Raw genomic sequence first — 17248 nt, 5'->3', positions numbered from 1 at the left:
TATGTTTTGTCATAGTGGACCTCATTTCTAACTCAAACGTCTCATACTTAATTCCACCATAAAAATCCGTTTTAGACTAATTTCCACTTCGGCTAGCCAAGTGGAAGTTACTTTGAGAAGTTACCTTAAATGCTAAATTAGAAAAAACATATAGGTTATACTGTTAATTTTTCTAAGAAAGATGTAAAATAGAAAGTGTACTATATTTTTAAAACAAGTGTGGTACCCAAAATTAAAAAACGTATCCTTTCCTTAAATTCCTAAAATATTTAAGGGGGGTATTTTTTAGTACCTCAAAAATAAAAATAAGAGAGAGGCGATTAGATGAGAAAATCAAATCGAGAAGTGAACGGAGAAAAGGTATTCCGTTATTCTATTCGTAAGTACCATTTTGGTGCTGCAAGTGTTGCCGTAGCGGCATTAATGTTTTTCGCTAATGGTGCGGTTAAGGCAGATACTTTAGTTGTATCACCTGTTACGGCTAATACTGAAAAGGTAAATGCTGGTGTTACGGGACTGACAGAGGGAGTTCCCCCTAAAGAGAATCTTATAGAGAAATCAAAAGAAGTAGAGGGTGACAAAACAACTGTTGCTCAGAAGCTAGTGGATAAGTCTCCTCTCGTTCAGGCTATTAGTGATCTTCAAGCTGCGATTGCAAAAGTAGACGAGGAAAGTTTATTAAGTTTATCTAATCAACTTACTCAATTAACCGATGAAAATAACCGTTTACTTAATGGAGAAAATATTTCTGAAGAAGCGATTGCAAGTCAAGTAAGTCGAGTTCAATTTCTTACAGAGCAAGTACGTCAACTTAAGTCTAAGACTGAAGATAAAGCTTCTAACAAGGAAGATAGATCTGGTTCTAAAGTTCAAGATAAAAGAGAGTTTGAAGTATCAGAGAATGCTGTGACACTTGTTAATCAGACTGAAGAAATCAAAAAATCTGTAAAAGATGTCAAAGTCGAGGAAGTGTTTACTAATAAAACCAAATTGGAAACGCTTTTAAAAGAAATTGACAAATTAGATCCAGAAAAATACACTGAGGATTCAGTAAAGGGCTTAAAAGAAAAAGTTGCAAAAGCTAAAGAAGTATTAACAATTGCTAAAAATCAAGAGGAAGTTAATTCGGTATATAAAGAGTTAGTTAATTACAAAAACAGTAGTTTAAGACGTGTGAAAATGACTCATAAACCACTAGAGGAAAACACTCCTAAACTAGATACAACAAATGGTAAAGAAACAGTAGGGAAGAAAGCCCAAAATACTGAGCCAAATGATAGGAATATCGCAGGACATAATCATATCTTGAATGGGATTACTTTACCTGAAGGTAGTGGACTACGAGCTGCACCAAACAATGCAAATTTCAGATATGAAACCGACGGCGCAGATTTATCTAGTTTAGTTGCTGGTGAAGAATTAGGATATGGCAAGAAGATTATTATTAAAGTAAAATATGATACGAAAGTCATTAGTACTAGAGATGTATATATTACTACAACCCCAAATACTGGACCAAGAACTGAATATACAAGAAGACAGCAAGATGGTATTGGACCGTATGATGGTGGGACTAATATAAAATTAGTAGGTTCAATTCCAAATGATATGATTGGTACTTATGATTTGCATGTTCACGTACTAAATAATAAAAGGAATAATGCCCAAATGGCAACATTAAATGTGCCAATAACTGTAAAACCTAAAAAACCAACTGTAAGTGTTGCTGATTTAGTAAATGCAGAAGGGAAAAAGCCGGTTGTTACAGCAACAGTTGCGAATACATCTATAAGTAAAGTAGAATTTTATCTTAATGGGCAAAAGCAAACTGAAGTAAATGCAACAAATGGACAGGCAACGTGGACACCAACTAATGCACTGAGAGAAAATGATCGAATTACTGTTAAAAATATCGCAAAGGGCGGAATACCTCCTAGAGATGCATATGGAAATACTTTTACAACTAGAGAAACTGCATCTGACATGAGTGATCCTGTGGTAATTCCAAAAGCACCTAAACCAGCATTTGATCTTGGTGCAGAAAAATCTAATGCCAAAGCTGAATTAGGTAGAATTGCTCAAGCAGAGATCACCGCTATTAACGGAGATAAAAGTTTAACGACTACAGAGAAGACAGCTAAGGTACAAGAAGTTAATACTAAGAAAACTCAAGGTGAACAAGCCATCGATGCAGCGTCAGTAAATGATGCAGATAAAGTCGCGCAAGCGAAAGAAACTGCTAAAACAGCGATTGAAGGTGTCCACACCCCAGGAAACTTAGCAACTGTAAAATCTAATGCCAAAGCAGCACTAGAAGAAGCGGCGAAAGCAGAAAAATCAGAAATCGCCTCTGATAATAGTGTTACAAGTGCAGACCGCGTAACGCAAACAAACGCAGTAGACACTAAGAAAACAGAAGCAGAAGGTCAGAACTTCAGCAGTCGATGCCGATGCAGTAGCAGCAGCGAAAACCGCAGGTGAAGCAGCAATTCGAGGCGTCCACAACAATGGAGACCTAGAATCGCTTAAGACCGCAGCGAAAGCATTACCTAATACTGGTACAGTAAAATCAACATTAGCTATTCCAGTTGCAATTACAAGTGCTTTACTTAGTTTAGGTCTTGTAGGAGGACGTCGTCGTAAAGAGGATGAAGAAGTTTAATCAGTATATTTACTTGCTAAAATAGCTAGCAAATTTGTAAGAGTCGAATAATTATCTAAAACCTCCAGGTTAGTGAATTCAATCATAGTTCCTAATCTGGAGTTTTTTTATAGTTCACTTGACTATAAGGCAACTGAGTTCTCTGGTACCCTTCGCTCTTCAGATGAAGGAGAAGTTTCTTGGGTGCAAAAAGACCAGATTCCAAACTTGGATCTGGCCTATGATATGTTACCCTTGATGGAAATGATGGAAGCTCCTGACAAATCAGAGTTTTTCTACCCTCGCCGTACAGAAGACGATTGGGAAAAGAAAATCTTCTAGTCTTTTACTAAATAACCGAGCTGATCCAAGGCCTCCTCGATATAGTGGAGGTCTTGTTGTGTTTCGGCTTCGACTAGGTGGTAATGAATGCCATCTGTCAATTCAGATAGAGGTCTAAAGTCAGAATGCTCGACTTGTTCTAGAAAATGTTGAACGTCTCGGCGGCAAGACAGTTTCAGCAAGGTTTCAATTTCTCCATAAACGGGATGGTCAATCAAGGTATTTTGAACACGTCCACCATTATCAACGATAGCAAGGAGTTCTTGACCGATTTCTTCAACTTCATGTTTCACTTTGAACAGTTTGTGAACATAAGGATTGGTATCAATTTGCTTATAGATGTAGCCACGATTAGTAGATAGTATAGGCGCTCCATCGGCTCTCAAAATTGCAATGTCCTGTACAATGACTTGGCGTGTTACGTGAAAATGCTCCGCCAAACTTTGGCCATTAAGAGCTTTAGGGGCTTCTTTCAAGAGTTGGAGCAGGGCTTGTTTGCGATCTTTTGTCATAGTTCTTCCTTTTAACGGCGTTTTCGAAGCACTTTATAGACAGCTAGTGCTAATGTATAGTCTACCATACTATGGATAATTGTGCCAAATCCAACTAGCACAAATAGAACATAAAACATATTTTCTACATTAGTACCAGAAGTTGCGTAAAAAAGGACACAGGCTAATACTTCAGCAAGGGCATGGACAAGCGCTAACACAAAGTTGAAAATCCAGGAAGATTTTGGTTTATCTAGGGTATCGGGGAATTTTTGTAGGTAAAGAGCACCCAAAGTACCAAAAAAGATATGGGAAAAAGCTCGAAATACGATAACCATAGGATAGCCAGCCATCAAAAATCCAAAACTAGAGGCTAGGATGACAAAAATTGCCATCAAGGGCGACAAGAACATAGCGATAAAAATAGCGATGTGGCTTCCCAAAGTGTAAGAAGCAGGAGGAATGACAATCTTAAAAGGCATCACAATCGGAATCAAAATCGCAATAGCCGTTAAGAGGGCAGTCATTGTCATAAATTGTGTCTTTTTCCGTGTGTTCATAAGAATCTCCTTTTTATCTGTATATACACTAGTATAGTACTATAAAGAAGATAATAAAGCAAGGATTTACTTGGGTTTATAGGTCGTTTGTAAGTTAAATATTGGTAAAGATTTCACTAAAAAGAAACTACTTCAAACAAAATCTCCACCTTCAAGCTTGAAAGTGGAGATTATTTTTATTTTTTCAAAGTCTGTAGTCTTGGAACAATGGCTAGGGTTAGAACTGCGGAAATGACTAATTCAGCAATCGAATTTGTTGAGATAACAGTTGCTAGGAGTTTTTGGATATTACCATCAAAAACATTTCCAAAAAGGTAGAAAATTCCACCAAGTACAAAGACTGTGTTGGTAAGTGAACCAAGGGCACCAGCTAAAATCAGACCAGTTTTATTTTTCATCAGTTTATAGACTAGATACGGAGTTAAACCAATCAAAATACGTGGGACGATGGCAATGATAGCTGAGTAGATGTTTCCGTTTGGTACAAATGGAGAGAAGAGGTAGCTTGTCGGTAGAATCGTAATTGTATTAACCGTCAAACTAAGTAGCCCCATCAAAAATCCAAGTGTAACTCCAACTCGTGGACCGTAAATAATGCTGGCAATAATGACAGGAATATGAACAATGGTCGGTTTGATTGGGAATGGAAAAAGGTTAAAGATAAGTGAGCTCAGAAAGTGTATCACGAGCATAGTTGCAAAAAAGATAGCAATAGGTGCAATATTAGAGCGTTTTTTCATCGAGAGTTTCCTTTATTCTTTCTAAAATAATTGTGAGGTCAGCTAAGGCTCCTCGTCCGTGGTCTCCACAAGCTAGTAGGGATTCCTTAGGAGCAATCAGCTGATAGCCGTAGGTTTCTAATGTTTTCAGATTAGCCTGAGTTGCAGTATGGTCATACATTTTTATATTCATAGCAGGAGCTATTAGTTTGGGAATATGACTTGGCAAGGCTAGAGCCGTACAGGTTACCATGTTGTCCGCAAAGCCGTGGGCTAGTTTTGCAATAGTGTTAGCTGTTGCAGGGGCCACGATAAATAAATCTGCTTTTTTTCCAAGTTCGATATGATTAACCTGATTAGGATAGGGTTCCTTCATGACATCCAAGTGGACGGAATTCTGTGAGAGTACCTTTAGTGTCAAAGGTTGGATAAACTCTGTAGCAGCCTGAGTCATTAAGACAGTGATTTGATGACCTTGTTTTTTTAGAGAACTGACTAAATCTGCCGACTTGTAAGAGGCGATTGAGCCCGTTACAGCCAAGAGAATGTTTGCCATAGCTTTCCTTTCTATGAATGATAGGCTTGAATTTTTTCAAGGAGGAGTTTTGCAATTTCTTCTTTAGTCTGGACTGTTTGAAGCTGATCTTTTTCAACAAAGATAGCTCTGTGCTGCTTTGCTGAGATTTGAGTCAGGTCATTTGCGATAATCAAGTCTGCTTGGTTCTTGATAAGACTTTTTCTAGCAATGTCAACCAGATGATCTTCGGTAACATCAACCAGCAGTTTAAAGCCAATAAGATGAATAGCAGGATTCCATTCCTTGACTAGAGAGATGATTTTGGGTGTCTTTTTAAGGAACAAAACCTGAACCTCATCAGTTGAAGAAATCTTAGCTTGATGATTTTGCCTGCTTAAAAATTCTTCTAGATTGGAGCTAGCCTGAACTTCCTCAAGCCCTGTCATATAAACAGGAGTGTAGTCAGAAACAGCCATTGAGTGAATCAAGACCTGATAATCCTGAACACGTTCTTGCATTTCCAGTAGAAGGTCCTTGGTATTGTTAATTTCTCGAATGCTTAGGTTGGGATGGGATTCTGGCTTCAGAGCTCGTTTTGTCGTCATCAAACAAACTTCATGTCCTGCAGCAAGCAAAGTTTCTGTGATGATTTTCCCCAAGCGACCTGTAGAATGGTTAGTGATAGAGCGGACGCTATCGATAGCTTCACTGGTACCGCCCGATGTAACTAAAATTTTCATAGCACTATTGTACACAAAAATAAACGGTAAGTAAAATAAAAGCGATAAAATTTTGGTAAAAGGAAAGAATATAGTTTTAAACTATAAAGCCATATAAAATTTAAGAAAGGACTCTAAAAATCTTAAAAACAGGGATATTTACGAACGTTTAGAGAGTTTTAGGATGTTAAAAATCTTGTTTTGTGTTATAATGAATTATCATATAAGAGGTTAGAGGAGTTTTGAATGAAAACAGATATTGAAATCGCACAGAGTATTGAGTTGAAGCCAATCGTTGATGTTGTAGAGAAACTTGGTATTTCTTACGATGATTTGGAGTTGTATGGAAAGTACAAGGCTAAGCTCAGCTTTGATAAAATTCGTGCAGTTGAGAGCAATCCAGTTGGGAAATTGATTTTGGTTACTGCCATCAATCCAACACCTGCAGGTGAAGGAAAATCAACCATTACCATTGGTCTGGCGGATGCCTTGAATAAAATTGGCAAGAAAACCATGATTGCTATCCGCGAACCATCTCTTGGTCCTGTAATGGGGATTAAGGGTGGTGCTGCAGGAGGTGGTTACGCTCAAGTTCTGCCAATGGAAGACATCAATCTCCACTTTACTGGAGACATGCATGCCATTACAACTGCCAACAATGCGCTTTCTGCCTTGATTGACAACCACTTGCACCAAGGGAATGAGCTGGGAATTGACCAACGTCGTATCCTTTGGAAACGTGTTGTGGACTTGAATGACCGTGCCCTTCGTCATGTAACAGTTGGTCTAGGTGGTCCTCTAAATGGAATTCCACGTGAGGATGGATTTGACATTACAGTTGCTTCTGAAATCATGGCTATTCTTTGCTTGGCGACTGATATTGAAGATTTGAAACGCCGTTTGGCGAATATTGTTATCGGTTATCGTTACGACCGTACACCAGTTTCTGTTGGCGATTTGCAGGTTGAGGGTGCCTTGGCTTTGATTTTGAAGGATGCTATTAAGCCGAACCTGGTTCAGACAATTTACGGAACACCTGCCTTTGTACACGGTGGTCCATTTGCCAATATCGCTCACGGATGTAACTCTGTCTTGGCAACTACAACAGCCCTTCACTTGGCTGATTACACAGTTACTGAAGCTGGTTTTGGTGCAGATCTCGGTGCCGAGAAATTCCTTGATATTAAGACACCAAACTTGCCAACATCTCCAGATGCAGTTGTCATTGTCGCAACCCTTCGTGCCCTTAAGATGAATGGTGGTGTAGCTAAAGACGCTTTGACAGAAGAAAATGTAGAGGCAGTTCGTGCAGGTTTTGCCAATTTGAAACGCCATGTTGAAAATATCCGTAAGTTCGGTATTCCAGCAGTTGTGGCGATTAACGAATTTGTATCTGATACAGAAGCTGAAATTGCAGCCTTGAAAGAACTCTGTGCCTCAATTGATGTACCAGTTGAATTGGCTAGTGTCTGGGCTGATGGTGCAGAAGGTGGAGTAGCACTTGCCGAAACAGTTGTCAAGACTATCGCTGAAACCCCAGCTAACTATAAACGTTTGTATGACAATGACCTTTCTGTCCAAGAAAAGATTGAAAAGATTGTTACTGAAATCTACCGTGGTAGCAAAGTGAACTTTGAGAAGAAAGCTCAAACACAAATCGCTCAAATCGTTCAAAACGGTTGGGACAAATTGCCAATCTGTATGGCTAAAACTCAATACAGTTTCTCAGACAATCCAAATGCACTTGGGGCGCCAGAAAACTTTGAAATTACCATTCGTGAATTGGTACCAAAATTAGGTGCAGGCTTTATCGTTGCATTAACTGGTGATGTCATGACCATGCCAGGACTTCCAAAACGACCAGCAGCCCTCAACATGGATGTTGAAAGCGATGGAACCGTTCTAGGCTTGTTCTAATAGTTTAATTGAATTCAAATGAGTTTGGAAATAATATCCAAGCTCATTTTTTATCTAGATATAAGGAGTTGCCATCTACACGTAACCAGTCTAGGTAAAGATATTTTCCCTGATTTCTGATATAATAGAAATATTGACTTCAAGAGTAAGGAAGAGAAGATGAACGCATTATTAAATGGAATGAATGACCGTCAGGCTGAGGCGGTGCAAACGACAGAAGGTCCCTTGTTAATCATGGCAGGTGCTGGTTCTGGGAAGACTCGAGTTTTGACCCACCGTATTGCTTATTTGATTGATGAAAAGATGGTCAATCCTTGGAATATCTTGGCTATTACCTTTACCAACAAGGCTGCGCGTGAGATGAAGGAGCGTGCTTATAGCCTTAATCCAGCAACTCAGGACTGTCTGATTGCGACCTTCCACTCCATGTGCGTTCGTATTTTGCGTCGCGATGCGGATCATATTGGCTACAATCGTAACTTCACTATAGTGGATCCAGGAGAGCAACGAACCCTCATGAAACGCATTCTCAAGCAGTTGAACTTAGATCCTAAAAAATGGAATGAACGGACAATTTTGGGAAGCATTTCCAATGCTAAGAATGACTTGATTGATGATGTGGCTTATGCTGCCCAAGCTGGTGATATGTATACGCAAATCGTGGCCCAGTGTTATACTGCTTACCAAAAAGAGCTTCGTCAGTCTGAGTCGGTTGACTTTGATGATTTGATTATGTTGACCCTGCGTCTCTTTGATCAAAATCCTGATGTCTTGACCTACTATCAGCAGAAGTTTCAATACATCCATGTTGATGAGTACCAAGATACCAACCACGCTCAGTACCAATTGGTCAAACTTTTGGCTTCGCGCTTTAAAAATATCTGTGTGGTTGGAGATGCGGACCAGTCTATTTACGGTTGGCGTGGTGCTGATATGCAGAATATCTTAGACTTCGAAAAGGATTATCCCCAAGCCAAGGTTGTTTTGTTGGAGGAGAATTACCGTTCAACTAAAACCATTCTGCAAGCGGCCAACGAGGTCATTAAAAACAATAAAAACCGCCGTCCTAAGAATCTCTGGACCCAAAATGCTGATGGGGAACAAATCGTTTACTATCGTGCCGATGATGAGCTGGATGAGGCTGTATTTGTAGCTAAAACTATAGATGAACTTAGTCGCAGTCAAAACTTTCTTCACAAGGATTTTGCAGTTCTCTATCGTACAAACGCCCAGTCTCGTACTATTGAGGAAGCCCTGCTCAAGTCTAACATCCCTTATACCATGGTTGGTGGAACCAAGTTCTACAGCCGTAAAGAAATCCGCGATATTATCGCTTACCTCAACCTCATTGCTAATTTGAGTGACAATATCAGTTTTGAGCGTATTATTAACGAGCCTAAACGTGGAATTGGGCCAGGTACAGTTGAGAAAATCCGTGATTTTGCAAATTTGCAAAATATGTCTATGCTGGATGCCTCTGCTAATATTATGTTGTCTGGTATCAAGGGTAAGGCAGCTCAGTCTATCTGGGATTTTGCCAATATGATTCTGGATTTGCGAGAGCAACTGGATCAGTTAAGCATTACTGAGTTGGTTGAGGATGTTCTAGAAAAAACAGGTTACGTTGATATTCTTAATGCCCAAGCAACTCTGGAAAGTAAGGCTCGGGTTGAAAATATCGAAGAGTTCCTTTCTGTGACGAAAAACTTTGATGACACCTCTGATGGGCCAGAAGAAGAAACTGGTTTGGACAAACTAAGTCGTTTCTTAAATGACCTGGCCTTGATTGCCGACACAGATTCAGGGAGTCAGGAGACATCAGAAGTAACCTTGATGACCCTGCATGCTGCCAAAGGTCTCGAGTTTCCAGTTGTCTTTTTGATTGGGATGGAAGAAAATGTCTTTCCGCTTAGCCGTGCAGCTGAAGATCCAGATGAATTAGAAGAAGAACGCCGTCTGGCCTATGTGGGAATTACGCGTGCAGAGAAAATTCTCTATCTGACCAATTCCAACTCACGCCTGCTTTTTGGTCGTACCAACTACAACCGTCCAACTCGTTTTATTAACGAAATCAGTTCAGACTTACTTGAGTATCAAGGATTGGCTCGTCCAGCCAATACAAGCTTTAAGGCATCTTATAGCAGTGGTGGGGTTGCCTTCGGTCAAGGTATGAGTTTGGCTCAGGCCCTCCAAGACCGTAAACGCAGTGCGGCCCCAAAAACTATCCAGTCAAGCGGTCTCCCATTTGGTCAATTTACAGCTGGAGCAAAATCAGCGTCTAGTGAAGCAAATTGGTCTATTGGTGACATTGCTCTCCACAAGAAATGGGGAGAGGGAACCGTTCTGGAAGTTTCAGGTAACGGAGCTACTCAGGAATTAAAAATCAATTTTCCAGAAGTAGGTTTGAAAAAACTTTTAGCTAGTGTAGCCCCAATTGAGAAAAAAATCTAATTTTTCATCCTTCTCACGAATAATAAAGTGAGGAGGATTTTTATGTATAGTATTTCATTCCAAGAAGATTCATTGTTACCAAGAGAAAGACTGGCCAAGGAAGGAGTAGAAGCGCTCAGTAATCAAGAGTTGCTAGCTATTTTACTCAGGACAGGAACACGTCAAGCTAGCGTTTTTGAAATTGCCCAGAAAGTCTTGAGCAATCTTTCAAGCCTAACTGATTTGAAAAAAATGACCCTGCAGGAGTTGCAGAGTCTATCTGGTATCGGTCGTGTTAAGGCTATAGAGTTACAAGCTATGATTGAACTGGGCCATCGTATTCATAAACATGAGACCCTTGAGATGGAAAGTATTCTCAGTAGTCAAAAGTTGGCCAAGAAGATGCAACAGGAGTTGGGACATAAAAAACAAGAGCACCTGGTGGCGCTCTATCTCAATACTCAAAATCAAATCATCCATCAACAGACCATTTTTATAGGTTCAGCCACTCGCAGTATCGCTGAGCCGCGAGAGATTCTTCACTATGCTATCAAGCATATGGCGACCTCACTCATCTTGGTTCACAATCATCCTTCGGGAGCAGTAGCCCCTAGCCAAAATGATGATCATGTCACTAAACTTGTTAAAGAAGCCTGCGACCTGATGGGGATTGTCCTCTTGGACCATTTGATTGTCTCTCATTCTAGTTACTTTAGTTACCGTGAAAAGACGGATTTAATCTAAAGTTCATTAACGACATAGTCAAAGAGGTTTTTATCTTTGGGACGATTTTCAAATAGAAATTCTGGATGCCATTGGACACCGAGAAAGGCAACATCATCTGTACTCATGACAGCTTCGATAATACCATCTTTAGGATCATAAGCCACAACTTTTAAATTTGGTGCTAAATCTTTGATACTCTGATGGTGGAAGGAGTTGATATGAGAAATTTCTCCATAGATTTCTCGGAGAACAGTATCTGATTCTGTCACCAAGCGTTGAGTTGTGTACTCGGCAGAACAATCCTGCCAGTGGTCTTCGATATCTTGGTACAGAGTTCCACCCATGGCAACGTTAAAGAGTTGAGTCCCACGACAGACGGAGAAAATAGGTTTTTTCTGGCTAATAGCTTCCTTGATGAGGGCCAGTTCAAAGATGTCTCTTTGAAGATGGTAGTCATCGCTATCAATGGTTTTTGGTTCACCATAGAATTTTGGATCAACATTTTGCCCACCTGTCAAGATGAGCTTGTCAATCATACTGATATAGTGGCAAGCCATTTCTTGATCACCAATCGGTAGGATGATGGGAATCCCTCCAGCGTTTTTAACGCCTTCAACAAAGCCTTTTGCTGCGTAGCTCATCATGATGTCATCATCTGGATGAGTTTTTTCGTTTCCTGTAATCCCAATAACTGGTTTTTTCATAAAATGATTTTCGCTTTCTAATCCTCTCTTCTCATGAAATAGAGGAGGGTTTGGAGTTCACTTGTCAAATCGACATACTGAACAACCACGTCTTTTGGTAAATGTAGATGGACTGGTGAAAAACTGAGAATACCTTTCACGCCAGCATCCACCAAGAGATTGGCAACCTCTTGTGACTTGACGCTGGGAACAGTTAGGATAGCAGTCTTCACATCAGCATCCTTGATTTTATCCTTGATTTGAGAAATCCCGTAAATGGGAATACCATCAGGAGTTTGTGTACCGACTTCAGGATGGTCATCTAGATCAAAGGCCATGATAATCTTCATCTTGTTACGCTCATGGAAACGGTAGTGTAGAAGGGCATGACCCATATTTCCAATACCAACCAGCATAACATTAGTAATGGAGTTATCATTGAGCAAATCGGCAAAAAACGTCATCAGTTTTTTGACATCATAGCCAAAACCACGACGACCTAGTTCACCAAAGTAGGAAAAATCACGACGTACGGTCGCTGAATCAATACCGATAGCCTCTGCAATTTGCTTAGAGTTGGCACGTTCAATCTTTTCTGCATGAAATCTCTTAAAAATTCGATAGTAGAGAGAGAGTCTTTTTGCTGTAGCTTTTGGAATAGCAGACTGTTTATCTTTCACAAAATCACAACCTTTCTATTCTTCTATTTTATAGAAACATTGTGAAAAAATCAACAAAAATAAGAAAAAACTAAGAAAAATCTTAGTTTTGATGAAAAAATTCTGTTTGTGATAGAAAACGGTAGAGATCTCCGACCAACCCTTGATAAACTTCCTGCCCCTCAAAAGTCAGAGAAGTCACATAAAGTGTATCTGGTAGGGTCACACATCCTGACAAAGCCAGCATGAGAGCTTCATAATCTTCATACTTGAGTGTACGCTCTACTTGGTAGCTATCCTTATAGGTAAGTTCAAACATCTTAGCTTTATCTTTCTGATTTTGTAAAGACACCACGCTCTACCAAGCTATCCATGAGGAAATAGAATTTTTCCTGATGAATGTGGTGGTCTTCTGATTTGAAAATATCAACTAAACGTAGTCCGAACTTGTCAGTGATATTGATTTTAGCACCTGTAAGTTCCTTGTTAATAATGATTTTCAGTTGGAATCCTTCACCGCTGTTTGGAACTTTTTCCAAAAGGCGAGTTAGTTCATAGTTACCAACTTTGGTCTCAAAAAAGGTGTTGTCTTTGAGGGTGAATTTTTTAACAGAAGGGCTAAGAGTGTAGTCGTAACGACAATTTTTTAACTGAATGGTTTTTTCAAATGCCATATGGCTAACCTCCGATAATTTCTTTTAAGTTTTTTGCGAGGGTTTGTAGGTCTTCAACAGTATTTTGTGGCGAGAGACTGATGCGAACGGATTCCTTCAAGCGTTCTGAATTTGCCCCGTACATGGCTTCAAGAACATGGCTTGATTGGACAATGCCTGCTGTACAGGCTGAGCCAGTAGAGATTGAAATTCCAACTAAATCTAGACGAAGGAGTAAGAGATCATTTTTCTGACCAGGGAACCCAATATTGAGGACATAAGGAAGATGGTGTTTTCCTCTATTCAAGTAATACTGAATTCCCTCTAGCTCTGCCAGAAAGGCAGTTTCTAGATTTTGTATATGTTGAACATTGTCTTTTTGTTTTTCTAGGTCCTCTTTTAGGGCTGCAACCATGCCTACGATGGCAGCCAGATTTTCAGTTCCTGCACGTTTTTTTTGTTCTTGGTCTCCGCCATGGAGATAGGAATCAAAGTCCATGCTAGAAGCGTAGAGAAAACCAATTCCCTTAGGACCATGGAACTTGTGGGCAGAAGCAGTGAGAAAATCAATGCCCAATTCTTCTGGGTGAATAGGGATTTTTCCAATAGCTTGAACTGCATCGACATGATAGGCAGCAGGGTGTTGCTTGAGTATTTGGCCAATTTCAGCAATGGGCAGTAGGTTTCCTGTCTCATTATTAGCAAACATGGTAGAAACCAAAATCGTATCGTCACGCAATGCCTTTTGAATTTGCTGGGCTGTGATTTCTTGATTTTCTGGTTGGATAATGGTTACTTCAAACCCAAAGTGTTGAACCAAGTAATCAATGGTTTCAAGGACAGCATGATGCTCAATGGCAGTTGTGATGATATGTTTTCCTTGTTCTTGGTGACGAAGGCAGTAACCAATGATAGCAGTATTGTTGCCTTCAGTCCCACCAGAAGTAAAAAAGATATGTTGAGGTTTTGTCCCCAGTAACTGAGCTAGCTCCTGACGGGCTTCTCGCAAGAGTTTGCCAGCTTGCCGACCATGACCATGAATACTAGAAGGGTTTCCGTGGGTTTCTTGCATAACTTTGGTCATCGCTGAAATAGAAACTGCTGACATAGGAGTCGTTGCAGCATTGTCCAAATAAATCAAAGAATCACCTTATTTCTTTTTGTTGTAGGCAAAGAGTGGGCTGACTGGTTTTCTTTCGTGAATACGGACGATGGCATCACCAATTAACTCACTAGCAGTGATGTAGCATACGTTTTTAGGAGTTTTTTCTTTTGTTGCTACTGAATCAGTTACAAGAATTTCTTTAATATTAGTATTATCAAGAAGTTCAGCAGCTCCTTCAACGAAGAGACCGTGGCTAGAAACAGCATAAATTTCTGTAGCCCCTTCACGTTCAACGATTTTAGCAGCTTCAGAGAAGGTACGTCCTGTATTTAAAATATCGTCAATCAAGATAGCTTTCTTACCTTCAACATCACCGATAATATAACCTTCGTTGCGAGTTGCATCGTCTTGAGGGTAGTCGATAATGGCGATAGGAGCATCAAGATATTCAGCCAGGCTACGAGCACGTTTTACCCCTGAATTTTTAGGGCTAACCACGACAACATCTGAGCCAAGTAGACCTTTATCGCAGTAATGTTTTGCAAATAGGGGAACTGTGTAGAGGTTGTCAACAGGAATATCAAAGAAGCCTTGAACTTGAACGGCATGCAAATCAAGAGTAAGGACACGGTCAACACCAGCCTTAACCAGCATGTTAGCAACTAGTTTAGCTGTTAGTGGTTCTCTAGATGATGCAATTCTATCTTGACGTGCATAGCCAAAATATGGAAGGACAACGTTGATACTGTGGGCACTTGCGCGCACACAAGCGTCGACCATGATTAACAATTCCATTAGGTGGTTGTTAACAGGGAAACTTGTAGATTGGATGATGTAAACATCATAACCACGGACACTCTCTTCGATATTCACTTGGATCTCTCCGTCAGAAAATTGACGTGATGATAGTTTTCCAAGTGGGACACCAACAGCTTGAGCAATTTTTTGAGCAATCTCTTGGTTAGAGTTGAGTGCGAAAAGTTTCATATTTTTTCTATCTGACATTATAGACCGTCCTCTGTAAACTTTATAAAACCTAGTTATATCTACCTTACATATATGAACTAGGATGTGTGTATTTTTATCTTTTCTATTTTACCAAAAAATGGAGATTATTTCAGCTATTTTTCATGCTTTTGACAAATCGAACCAATTTTGAAGGAGCTTTTTGGTAGGAAATCTGATTTTCCTCTAAAAATTGTTGGAAATCCTGTTTGCCTTTCTCGTGATTTTCAACTTCAATCTCTAATTCGTAATCTGTAATATCAAAGTACTGACTCTCATCCAGCGCCATGAGACCAATAGCTGTTTGCATTTCATAGCGAAGCGTTGTGAGACAACCAAGCACATGCCACTCACTAGTTTGGATACCATGTTTCGCTAATTCATCAAGAACCAGCCCCTGAGGAAGTTCTTCCTTGATCAGATAGTTTTCAGCATCTTTTAGTTGCAATTTTTGGTTGTATTCCATGTTTCCAACACTTTGCGGGACTTTGAGTGTCAATTCTGCCCAGTCTTCAAAGGTTCGAATGCGCATAGCGACTTTCTTTTCTCGCAGTTCAAAATCAGGCGTGTCGATGTAGTAATTTTTTTGAAGAACAGGAGTGACACCTGTGAATTGGTCTTTTAGACGATTGTATTCATCTTTTTTCAATAGTGTTTTCAATTCAATTTCTAAATGTTTCATTTTTCTTACCTTTTCTTTATCGTTGAAAGCGGATTTATGGTATAAACTGCTCACGGTTTCCTGTACCCTTGAAATCATTGGTTTTATAGTGTCTATCTAAAAGTGAATACGAGATTGAATACGACTTTACTTTTAGCTTGAACGGATAAAAGTCATGAGCTGATCCACGATTTCAACACGTTGATTGTCATTGATGTGGGTATACATATCAAGGGTTGTTTGAACATTATTGTGACCTAATCTATCTGAAATGATTTTTGCTGTAACACCAGCTTCAAAGAGAAGAGAAGCATGTGTGTGTCTGAACCCGTGAGGAGTAATTTTCTTGATATCATTGTATTCACAAAAGAACCTTCTAAGTCTCTCTTTCACAGCTGAAGGAGAAATCCAACCTCCAAAACTATTCGTAAAAATATAATTCGAATCATTTTTGTAAGGCACACCAGACTTAAAATATTCTTTTATCTGCTGACGTTTCCAGATTTTTAATACATTCAGAGTTTCATCATCTAAAGTGATAACTCTCTTACTCATTTTGGTTTTAGGGCCCTGAACAGTTTGTTTTTTATTCACAACGACAGCTGTCCGAGAAATGCTTAATCGTTTATTTTCAAAGTCAACATCTGACCACATGAGCCCAAGTGCCTCACCACATCTCAAACCAGTAAAAGCTAGTAAGTGATAAAAGGTATACTCTACAGGCTTACAATCTACTCTGCAAACTTTAAGAAACTCTGTTAGCTCCTGTTTTGTATAGTAGTTTTCTTTGGCTTTTAATGGCCTATTTTTCGGCTTGATAATCTTATCTAAGGGATTTGACTTAATAATATCAATAGAAGTGGCATACTTGAAAATACGGCTGATGACAGAGTAGTAATTGGCATAGAGGATATAGCGATTACTTAACTGGATAGCAACTTTTTGGCAATAAGCTACACTAATCTGCTGGATTTTCATATCTGTAAAATACAAGTCAATCATAACATCAAGTTTTTTCTTAACGTTCTGATAGGTTGTTGGTTTCACAGTGTTTTTATAGCTATCAAGCCATAACTCAGCAACTTCAGCGAAAGTAGGATTCTGGAAATCTTCATTGTTTGAAAAACCGTTCTCTTCAACATCTAAGAGAAGGTCACGTTCGGTAGCCTTTGCCTCTTTAATGGTTTTAAAACCACGGCGTGTTGTACGCTTTTCTTTCCCAGTTGCAGGGTCTATGCCCAGGTATGTTTGAAAGAGATATCTAGTCTCTCCTTTTTTTGTAATATATTTTTTTATCATAAAAAGTCCTTTCTTTTCGATTGCTTGCCCGCATAGTTGAAAAGGTGTAGAACTTATGATAAACTATAGGTGTATTTTTTTATCATCCTTTCCATTGCTTGCTTGATGGAAAGTTGAATCC

General features: G+C 39.5%; 18 protein-coding genes and 1 pseudogene. 6 read left to right on the top strand and 13 right to left on the bottom strand.

All coding sequences use genetic code 11. The features are described 5' to 3' along the window. Nucleotides 1–324: 324 nt before the first annotated feature. From GEZ84_RS05315 to GEZ84_RS05305, 3 genes and pseudogenes are all read left to right on the top strand, one after another. The gene (locus tag GEZ84_RS05315; RefSeq protein WP_153223770.1) at nucleotides 325–2481 is read left to right on the top strand and encodes a YSIRK-type signal peptide-containing protein; all 2157 of its coding nucleotides are present in this window, start codon (nucleotides 325–327) and stop codon (nucleotides 2479–2481) included. A gap of 7 nt (nucleotides 2482–2488) precedes the next feature. Further along, the gene (locus GEZ84_RS11120; protein ID WP_413777002.1) at nucleotides 2489–2662 is read left to right on the top strand and encodes an LPXTG cell wall anchor domain-containing protein; all 174 of its coding nucleotides are present in this window, start codon (nucleotides 2489–2491) and stop codon (nucleotides 2660–2662) included. Nucleotides 2663–2770: 108 nt separating this feature from the next. Beyond that, nucleotides 2771–2983: pseudogene (locus GEZ84_RS05305) on the top strand (NTP pyrophosphohydrolase); the annotation flags it as partial. On the opposite strand, the gene GEZ84_RS05300 reads toward GEZ84_RS05305, so the two are convergent. The 5 genes from GEZ84_RS05300 to coaB form a co-directional block, all read right to left on the bottom strand. Then, on the bottom strand, nucleotides 2980–3495 hold the full coding sequence (locus GEZ84_RS05300; protein WP_050104668.1) for a transcription repressor NadR: 516 nt from the start codon (nucleotides 3493–3495) through the stop codon (nucleotides 2980–2982). The pseudogene GEZ84_RS05305 and the gene GEZ84_RS05300 overlap by 4 nt on opposite strands. Before the next feature lie 11 nt (nucleotides 3496–3506). After that, a complete protein-coding gene (locus GEZ84_RS05295) occupies nucleotides 3507–4034 on the bottom strand; it encodes an ECF transporter S component (RefSeq protein ID WP_153223769.1) in 528 nt (175 codons plus the stop codon). A 176-nt stretch (nucleotides 4035–4210) separates the two neighbouring features. Beyond that, nucleotides 4211–4774, bottom strand: a complete 564-nt coding sequence (locus tag GEZ84_RS05290; RefSeq protein WP_000747412.1) for an ECF transporter S component — start codon at nucleotides 4772–4774, stop codon at nucleotides 4211–4213. After that, complete coding sequence (gene coaC, locus GEZ84_RS05285; protein WP_153223768.1) at nucleotides 4758–5309, bottom strand: phosphopantothenoylcysteine decarboxylase; 552 nt, start codon at nucleotides 5307–5309, stop codon at nucleotides 4758–4760. Before coaC ends, GEZ84_RS05290 begins: the two co-directional genes overlap by 17 nt. Nucleotides 5310–5320: 11 nt before the next feature. Beyond that, on the bottom strand, nucleotides 5321–6010 hold the full coding sequence (coaB, locus tag GEZ84_RS05280) for a phosphopantothenate--cysteine ligase (protein WP_153223767.1): 690 nt from the start codon (nucleotides 6008–6010) through the stop codon (nucleotides 5321–5323). Between the two features lie 225 nt (nucleotides 6011–6235). Here coaB and GEZ84_RS05275 point away from each other — a divergent pair, with 225 nt between their 5' ends. From GEZ84_RS05275 to radC, 3 genes are all read left to right on the top strand, one after another. Continuing rightward, nucleotides 6236–7906 carry a formate--tetrahydrofolate ligase gene (locus GEZ84_RS05275; RefSeq protein ID WP_050242748.1) on the top strand — a complete coding sequence of 557 codons (1671 nt, stop codon included), beginning with the start codon at nucleotides 6236–6238 and terminating at the stop codon, nucleotides 7904–7906. Nucleotides 7907–8065: 159 nt separating this feature from the next. Continuing rightward, on the top strand, nucleotides 8066–10357 hold the full coding sequence (pcrA, locus tag GEZ84_RS05270; protein ID WP_153223766.1) for a DNA helicase PcrA: 2292 nt from the start codon (nucleotides 8066–8068) through the stop codon (nucleotides 10355–10357). A gap of 42 nt (nucleotides 10358–10399) precedes the next feature. Next, entirely contained in the window at nucleotides 10400–11080 is a 681-nt protein-coding gene (gene radC / locus GEZ84_RS05265; protein ID WP_153223765.1) for a RadC family protein, read from the top strand. Here the strand turns inward: radC and GEZ84_RS05260 are convergent. From GEZ84_RS05260 to GEZ84_RS05225, 8 genes are all read right to left on the bottom strand, one after another. Beyond that, nucleotides 11077–11766 carry a gamma-glutamyl-gamma-aminobutyrate hydrolase family protein gene (locus tag GEZ84_RS05260; RefSeq protein WP_153223764.1) on the bottom strand — a complete coding sequence of 230 codons (690 nt, stop codon included), beginning with the start codon at nucleotides 11764–11766 and terminating at the stop codon, nucleotides 11077–11079. The two genes, radC and GEZ84_RS05260, sit on opposite strands and share 4 nt — an antisense overlap. Nucleotides 11767–11783: 17 nt before the next feature. After that, a complete protein-coding gene (locus GEZ84_RS05255; protein ID WP_319946424.1) occupies nucleotides 11784–12425 on the bottom strand; it encodes a redox-sensing transcriptional repressor Rex in 642 nt (213 codons plus the stop codon). A gap of 82 nt (nucleotides 12426–12507) precedes the next feature. Continuing rightward, entirely contained in the window at nucleotides 12508–12723 is a 216-nt protein-coding gene (locus tag GEZ84_RS05250; protein ID WP_153223763.1) for a DUF4649 family protein, read from the bottom strand. A gap of 7 nt (nucleotides 12724–12730) precedes the next feature. Beyond that, entirely contained in the window at nucleotides 12731–13078 is a 348-nt protein-coding gene (locus GEZ84_RS05245) for a DUF1831 domain-containing protein (RefSeq protein WP_000863540.1), read from the bottom strand. A 4-nt stretch (nucleotides 13079–13082) separates the two neighbouring features. Next, entirely contained in the window at nucleotides 13083–14198 is a 1116-nt protein-coding gene (locus GEZ84_RS05240; protein WP_153223762.1) for a cysteine desulfurase family protein, read from the bottom strand. Nucleotides 14199–14207: 9 nt separating this feature from the next. Continuing rightward, on the bottom strand, nucleotides 14208–15167 hold the full coding sequence (locus GEZ84_RS05235; protein WP_153223761.1) for a ribose-phosphate diphosphokinase: 960 nt from the start codon (nucleotides 15165–15167) through the stop codon (nucleotides 14208–14210). A 112-nt stretch (nucleotides 15168–15279) separates the two neighbouring features. Further along, a complete protein-coding gene (locus GEZ84_RS05230; protein ID WP_153223760.1) occupies nucleotides 15280–15849 on the bottom strand; it encodes a CYTH domain-containing protein in 570 nt (189 codons plus the stop codon). Nucleotides 15850–15981: 132 nt separating this feature from the next. Beyond that, a complete protein-coding gene (locus GEZ84_RS05225) occupies nucleotides 15982–17127 on the bottom strand; it encodes a tyrosine-type recombinase/integrase (RefSeq protein ID WP_153223759.1) in 1146 nt (381 codons plus the stop codon). Between the last annotated feature and the right edge of the window lie 121 nt (nucleotides 17128–17248).

This window comes from Streptococcus mitis (genome assembly GCF_009496155.1).
In the GTDB taxonomy this organism is placed as follows: domain Bacteria; phylum Bacillota; class Bacilli; order Lactobacillales; family Streptococcaceae; genus Streptococcus; species Streptococcus mitis_BQ.
The sequence above is the reverse complement of the archived record's forward strand: the minus strand, read 5'-3'. Positions and strand labels throughout refer to the sequence as shown.

Bases quoted from the DNA above. Each gene is read 5' to 3' on its own strand.
- GEZ84_RS05300 (WP_050104668.1), bottom strand. From the start codon at position 3,495: ATGACAAAAGATCGCAAACAAGCCCTGCTCCAACTCTTGAAAGAAGCC.
- GEZ84_RS05225 (WP_153223759.1), bottom strand. From the start codon at position 17,127: ATGATAAAAAAATATATTACAAAAAAAGGAGAGACTAGATATCTCTTT.
- coaC (WP_153223768.1), bottom strand. From the start codon at position 5,309: ATGGCAAACATTCTCTTGGCTGTAACGGGCTCAATCGCCTCTTACAAG.
- coaB (WP_153223767.1), bottom strand. From the start codon at position 6,010: ATGAAAATTTTAGTTACATCGGGCGGTACCAGTGAAGCTATCGATAGC.
- GEZ84_RS05290 (WP_000747412.1), bottom strand. From the start codon at position 4,774: ATGAAAAAACGCTCTAATATTGCACCTATTGCTATCTTTTTTGCAACT.
- GEZ84_RS05315 (WP_153223770.1), top strand. From the start codon at position 325: ATGAGAAAATCAAATCGAGAAGTGAACGGAGAAAAGGTATTCCGTTAT.
- pcrA (WP_153223766.1), top strand. From the start codon at position 8,066: ATGAACGCATTATTAAATGGAATGAATGACCGTCAGGCTGAGGCGGTG.
- GEZ84_RS05235 (WP_153223761.1), bottom strand. From the start codon at position 15,167: ATGTCAGATAGAAAAAATATGAAACTTTTCGCACTCAACTCTAACCAA.
- GEZ84_RS05230 (WP_153223760.1), bottom strand. From the start codon at position 15,849: ATGAAACATTTAGAAATTGAATTGAAAACACTATTGAAAAAAGATGAA.
- radC (WP_153223765.1), top strand. From the start codon at position 10,400: ATGTATAGTATTTCATTCCAAGAAGATTCATTGTTACCAAGAGAAAGA.
- GEZ84_RS05275 (WP_050242748.1), top strand. From the start codon at position 6,236: ATGAAAACAGATATTGAAATCGCACAGAGTATTGAGTTGAAGCCAATC.
- GEZ84_RS05250 (WP_153223763.1), bottom strand. From the start codon at position 12,723: ATGTTTGAACTTACCTATAAGGATAGCTACCAAGTAGAGCGTACACTC.
- GEZ84_RS05260 (WP_153223764.1), bottom strand. From the start codon at position 11,766: ATGAAAAAACCAGTTATTGGGATTACAGGAAACGAAAAAACTCATCCA.
- GEZ84_RS05295 (WP_153223769.1), bottom strand. From the start codon at position 4,034: ATGAACACACGGAAAAAGACACAATTTATGACAATGACTGCCCTCTTA.
- GEZ84_RS05245 (WP_000863540.1), bottom strand. From the start codon at position 13,078: ATGGCATTTGAAAAAACCATTCAGTTAAAAAATTGTCGTTACGACTAC.